Origin of the sequence: Pseudoalteromonas sp. TB51 (assembly GCF_000498055.1) — a bacterium.
Taxonomy (GTDB): Bacteria; Pseudomonadota; Gammaproteobacteria; order Enterobacterales; family Alteromonadaceae; genus Pseudoalteromonas; species Pseudoalteromonas atlantica.
The window spans coordinates 1-5,405 of sequence record NZ_AUTO01000282.1 but is presented as its reverse complement, the minus strand read 5'-3'; the positions used below and the strand labels follow the sequence as shown (position 1 = coordinate 5,405).

Below are 5,405 nucleotides of genomic sequence, written 5' to 3'. Positions count from 1 at the left end.
CCGCCACTGGCTGTGAAATTAAATTATCCTCGTTGTTTGTGCCCTGCCAAGCTACAAACATAAGCCCAACAACTGTTACGGTGGTAAAGCGTATCCACTGTGAGCAATACCAAAAGCACACAGTAATAACAAACAGTGCTAATAACATATCAACATTAATAACCCGCGCCATGAGCTCTAAAAAGTAGCCAAAGCTAAAGTCTTGCACGTTACCAGCTTGGCGTGTTAAACGGTCTATAGGGGGCAACCACGAATCTTTATAAAGTAAAACAATGGCCATTACTGCGCCTAACCAATGTTTGGCTTTATTTAGTAAAGGGTGCGTGTAAGAAATAGCAAAAAAAGCAGCCAGCGCTGCATTTGCTAATAAGCCAAAGTCGATTGCACCATAATAAAAAAGTGCAAACTTAACTAAAAAATAGAGGTTCCACACCCCTAAGCCTGATAATTTCACTATTTACCCTTCTTTATTCTATTTGGTTTGTAAGGTTCGAGTACTTCATGTTTAAACGTAAGCTGAGCATAGTATTTTTTTATTTTTTTCAGTATCAACGACCCCGACATACATAAAAATACGCCAACTAGCATCGCTAAAATTGCTGTAATCAATAATTGATTAATACTCATACGTTACTCTTTATGGCCATTTTAAACGGCACAGCATCTGCGCGCTCGTTTTTAGTAAACTCTGGTGTTTCTAAATCAGCTGCAACACTTGCATCTATTTTTTGCGAAAATTTATAGCTTTCATTCTCTTTTAATTGGGCAGAGTAATCGGTTATATCTTGGCCCGCATAATAACGCCTAAGCTGTTTACATTCTTGCTGAATATAAAAATGATCGGAAATAATATTTTGCTGCGCAAAAAAATCGTTTGTTTCTAATTTAAACAAGTGCTTTATCGCATTGTTAACATCATTTTCGCGACACGCATGTAAATACAAATACACGGTGTTTTCTACCAAACTGAATACGTCACCTTCTCGCTTTATATGAAATAAATGCAAAGGGTGGATTGGGTCAATCCGAGGCAAAAGCTCTAATTTAACCAACACTCCACTTACCCCTAAATTTACAGCCGAGTCGCTGTGAACTTCTACCTGTTTGGTAAATTCTATAAAAGACAAGTAACCTTTAGAAAAAGTATTTTCGGTAAATTGAAGTACATGTTCAATAGAAGGCGGTAACGGTCTTGAAAATTGAAACCCTTGAATTGACTGTACCTGTGAGAGCAACCTAGAAGGCTCTGAAAAACTATACAAAATAAGATTAACACCTAAGGTCAAAAATAAGCATTCATCTTGATGGCGGATCACCCCATCAACGTTCTGAATCACTAATTTAAGCCAGCGACCACAGTTTTTTCTCAGCTCAAAACATTGCTTGGCAAGCAGGGCTAAATCGGTATAGCGAGATACTGCAAATACCAATGTTGCCGCCTCTAATTTAGGGCCTTTAGAAAAAAGCGCATTGTTGTCTTTTATTATTTTATATTTTGCAGGAAGCTTGGTCCCTTCAGGAATAGCTCCTTGTACAATCCACACGTCGACTTCATCTGCAAATACACCCGATGTTGAGGTTTGTTGTTCCGTAATACTATTTTGCTGCACTTTAAAGCAGCCATTTTCAATCATTAATGGATACTGTACAGAGGCGATGATACCTGTACTGTGATGCCAATAATCGTACTCTAGTACGCGCACTGTGGAATCATTCTCAACATATACTAACCCGTCGAGTTCCGAATTTAACCGCCTTAATAAAAAGCGATAGTTAGTCACCTCAGGGCCAGAAACTAAAAATAAGACAGTTGCTCCTGATTGTGTACTAAATTTTTTATAGGCCTGAACACTTTGCATCAGTTGCTTTTGATCCAATGAGGCTAAATCAGTCGTACTAAAGTGAACAATGACTAATGCATTATTTAGCTGTTTATAAGCATTTAGCTCTTTTAGCGTATTGTTAATTATTTGTTGCTTTGGCCAGTCGCGCGTATCTGCCGAAAACCTAAACGGATGCACTTTGTGTTGGTCAAATGCATGATTTAATGCATCGCTAAAAGGACCTTCAAAAAATATTTCTATTTGAGAAGAAACAATATAAATATCAGAAGCTGAGGGGTTATTAATTGCATGTAATGCCAGTTCAGTAGCAAAATTGTCTAAAGGGGCTAAAATTGCATATAACGATGCAGGTTTTAGCTCTGCAGCAGAGGGCTGCAAGCCTGAAATGTTAAAGTTTTGCACTGAATTTAGCCTATAAAAAATACTTTTTTACTAGTTTTACCCGCTATTCTATATATAATAGACAAATATTGTCCACTTTAAATAAAAATAATAAACTTTAGCACAAAGGCAACAATGCGTAATTTAACGACAAAAAGCTCTGAAACCTTAACATCAAATGACATTGAGAACCTTGCACGACGTTTTGGCGGCAAAAGTGAAGATTACGTTGAAATTGTTAATAAACAAAAAAATAAACAAACAATAGAAAAATACGCATTACTGAACGAAATACACCGTGCAGTAAATGCGTAAGTAGTAATTGAAACGACAGGTAAAAAACCCTTTGCAAAGAATTTTTCTAAAAGGCATTAAAGGCGGCACTGGCGCTACTTCTATGGTTGCCAACTTAGCCTGCGTATTAAAAAAGTCAGGCTCTGACGTTATTGCTATAGATTTAGACTCTAAAAGCGATTTGGGCCTGCACTTTGGTCTGCCTTGGCAGTACAACCACGGCTGGAGTAACGAGCAGGACTTTGAACAAGCCCTTGAGCACTTTCATCAAGATAGTGATGGCATAGTGTTTTTACCTTTTGGCGATAAAAGTGTTAGTACCGCCGCGTTATTCGACTTTATTAACAATTGCAATAAACTGGATTATAACAATAATGCTTGGCTTCTTTTTGATTGCCCTGCACATATTGATATCACCCACTATCCGCTCGATAAAAACGACATAGTGATTGAAATAGTTAATTGTGATGCTATTTGCCACAGCTTAATTTATAAAAAACTACAAACGTTAAAACACACTGACAACCAGTGGAAACACTTCTTTTTAGTCAATCGTTATAACTCTGCATCAACACTTGAGTTTGACCTGTTTTCTTTATGGCAATCTACCTTGCCGCTTATGGCGCCCTTTTTTATAAATAGTGATGAAGTAATTAAAGAGTCTACAGCCTATAGAAATGTAGCGCTTAATTGTGCGCCTTACAGTGTTGCTAACGATGATTTTGAAACACTTGCCGGCTGGCTTGTAAGTAAATCGGCCCTGTAGTTATGAGCTTTTCTTTATTTTATAAGCGCCCAATACACAGTACTTTGTATTTACTGTTAAGCATTATTTTTACTGGAAAACTTGTACGTTATATTTTATTTAAGTTTCATAGTTATTTTAACCAGCACAAAGTAAACGTAATAGAAGCCTTTTTAATGCCTTTTATTACGCTGATTAGTTCATTGTTTATCAATATAAAAGACCACAAAATTAACTTTGAACTTGTTTTGTATGATTACTACCCGCATCTTCGCTTGCCCTACCGCACGTTTATTTATTCAAATATTTTGCGCTTTATCATTCAAAGCGTTTATTTGTTATTTTTTAAATACAAACCTAAAAATAACTCTGTAAGGGAGCGGCTATCAAATCAGTTTTATAATGGGGTAAGTTATTCACTTAAACAGTTGCGTTGGTTTGACTTAAAGCTAGGTAGATTACTAAAGCGTTTGTTATCAAAAAACGTTAAGGGTTCTAAAAAAAGTGCTTTTAAAACCATGGCTGACGCTAAGATTTGGCAAAATAAACTAATAAAATATGTGGTTGTAGCCTTTATATTGTTTTTACTGGCTATTTTTATAACCATTCCGTTTAGCCTAGAAGCACAAGCCGTGTTTATTAGTTTTATTTTGATAGTGGCATACGGGCTTAAGCGCGTTAAAGGACAAATGGCCACCATTGTAATGATCACCCTATCGGTAACCACTTCATCGCGTTATTTATGGTGGCGCTACACAGAAACCCTCAATTGGGATGACCCTGTTGCGCTTACATTAGGCGCAGGCTTGCTGCTGGCAGAAACCTATGCGTGGCTAGTGCTCATTTTAGGCTTTTTTCAAACTATAAACCCCCTTGAGCGTAAACCTGTTCCGTTGCCAGAAAACACCGACTTATGGCCAACAGTTGATGTATACATTCCTACTTATAATGAACCATTAAGCGTTGTACAACCTACCACGCTTGCGGCGATGAGCATTGATTGGCCTGCTGATAAGCTCAACGTTTATATTCTTGATGATGGCAAACGCCCTGAGTTCAAAGAATTTGCTCAAAAAGTGGGGGTGGGTTATTTAACAAGGCCCGATAATAACCACGCTAAAGCCGGTAATATGAATAGTGCCATGCGCTACACTAACGGCGACTACATTGCTATTTTTGACTGCGACCACGTACCTGCCCGCTCATTTTTACAAATGACCATGGGGCAATTTTTAAAAGACAGCAAAGTATGTTTAGTGCAAACACCGCATCACTTTTTCTCAGCAGACCCGTTTGAGCGTAATTTAAATAACCACAGCCAAATCCCTAATGAAAACATGCTTTTTTATGGGTTGATCCAAGATGGTAATGACATGTGGGATGCCACCTTCTTTTGTGGCTCATGCGCCGTTTTAAAACGTGAAGCACTTGATAATATTGGTGGCTTTGCATTTGAAACGGTAACCGAAGATGCCCACACTGCACTGCGTATGCAACGTGCCGGTTATAAAACCGCTTATATAAATATCCCACAAGCTGCAGGCCTTGCCACCGATNGCCAGCGTATTCGTTGGGCTCGGGGTATGGCGCAAATATTTAGGCTCGATAACCCAATTTTAGGTAAAGGGCTCGATATACCACAGCGCCTGTGCTACTTAAACGCCATGCTGCACTTTTTATCGGGCATTCCGCGTATTGTATTTTTAACCGCGCCACTGGCGCTCATATACTTTAATGCTTACATTATTTATGCGCCGTTTTTAGCTATTTTTATTTATGTAGTGCCTACACTCATACAAATAAAAGCGACCAACTCACGAATTCAGGGTAAATATCGCTACTCTTTTTGGGGTGAAGTGTATGAGTCTGTTCTTGCGTGGTACATATTAAAGCCTACAACCGTTGCGCTAATAAACCCTAATAAGGGTAAGTTTAACGTAACAGAAAAAGGCGGCTTAAATGATAAAGAGCATTACGATTGGGGTATATCTAAACCCTACTTGGTACTTTTACTAATAAACTTAGTTGGCATGCTTGTAGGTGTTTTACGCTTAGGCTTTGGCGATCCGAGCCAAGTGGGCGTTTTGTTAATCAGCATGGGCTGGGCAATTTATAATATTATTATTTTAGGCGCTGCGGTA

Annotated in this window: 5 protein-coding genes; 3 read left to right on the top strand and 2 right to left on the bottom strand. The window is 38.3% G+C overall.

Annotation, left to right across the window (positions count from 1 at the left end):
• Both bcsG and bcsE read right to left on the bottom strand, forming a co-directional pair.
• On the bottom strand, positions 1-454 hold a 454-nt coding region (gene bcsG, locus L650_RS0116825), incomplete at its 3' end, for a cellulose biosynthesis protein BcsG (protein ID WP_029773831.1).
• Between the two features lie 169 nt (positions 455-623).
• The gene (bcsE, locus tag L650_RS0116815) at positions 624-2,246 is read right to left on the bottom strand and encodes a cellulose biosynthesis protein BcsE (protein ID WP_029773830.1); all 1,623 of its coding nucleotides are present in this window, start codon (positions 2,244-2,246) and stop codon (positions 624-626) included.
• Between the two features lie 114 nt (positions 2,247-2,360).
• Here bcsE and bcsR point away from each other — a divergent pair, with 114 nt between their 5' ends.
• The 3 genes from bcsR to bcsA form a co-directional block, all read left to right on the top strand.
• Positions 2,361-2,540 (top strand): BcsR/BcsP family cellulose biosynthesis protein, encoded by a 180-nt coding sequence (gene bcsR / locus L650_RS0116810; RefSeq protein ID WP_004588341.1) that lies wholly within the window; start codon positions 2,361-2,363, stop codon positions 2,538-2,540.
• A gap of 31 nt (positions 2,541-2,571) precedes the next feature.
• Positions 2,572-3,285 (top strand): cellulose biosynthesis protein BcsQ, encoded by a 714-nt coding sequence (gene bcsQ / locus L650_RS0116805; RefSeq protein WP_004588340.1) that lies wholly within the window; start codon positions 2,572-2,574, stop codon positions 3,283-3,285.
• A gap of 2 nt (positions 3,286-3,287) precedes the next feature.
• Positions 3,288-5,405: UDP-forming cellulose synthase catalytic subunit (gene bcsA, locus L650_RS0116800; protein ID WP_029773829.1), on the top strand; the 2,118-nt coding region annotated here is incomplete at its 3' end.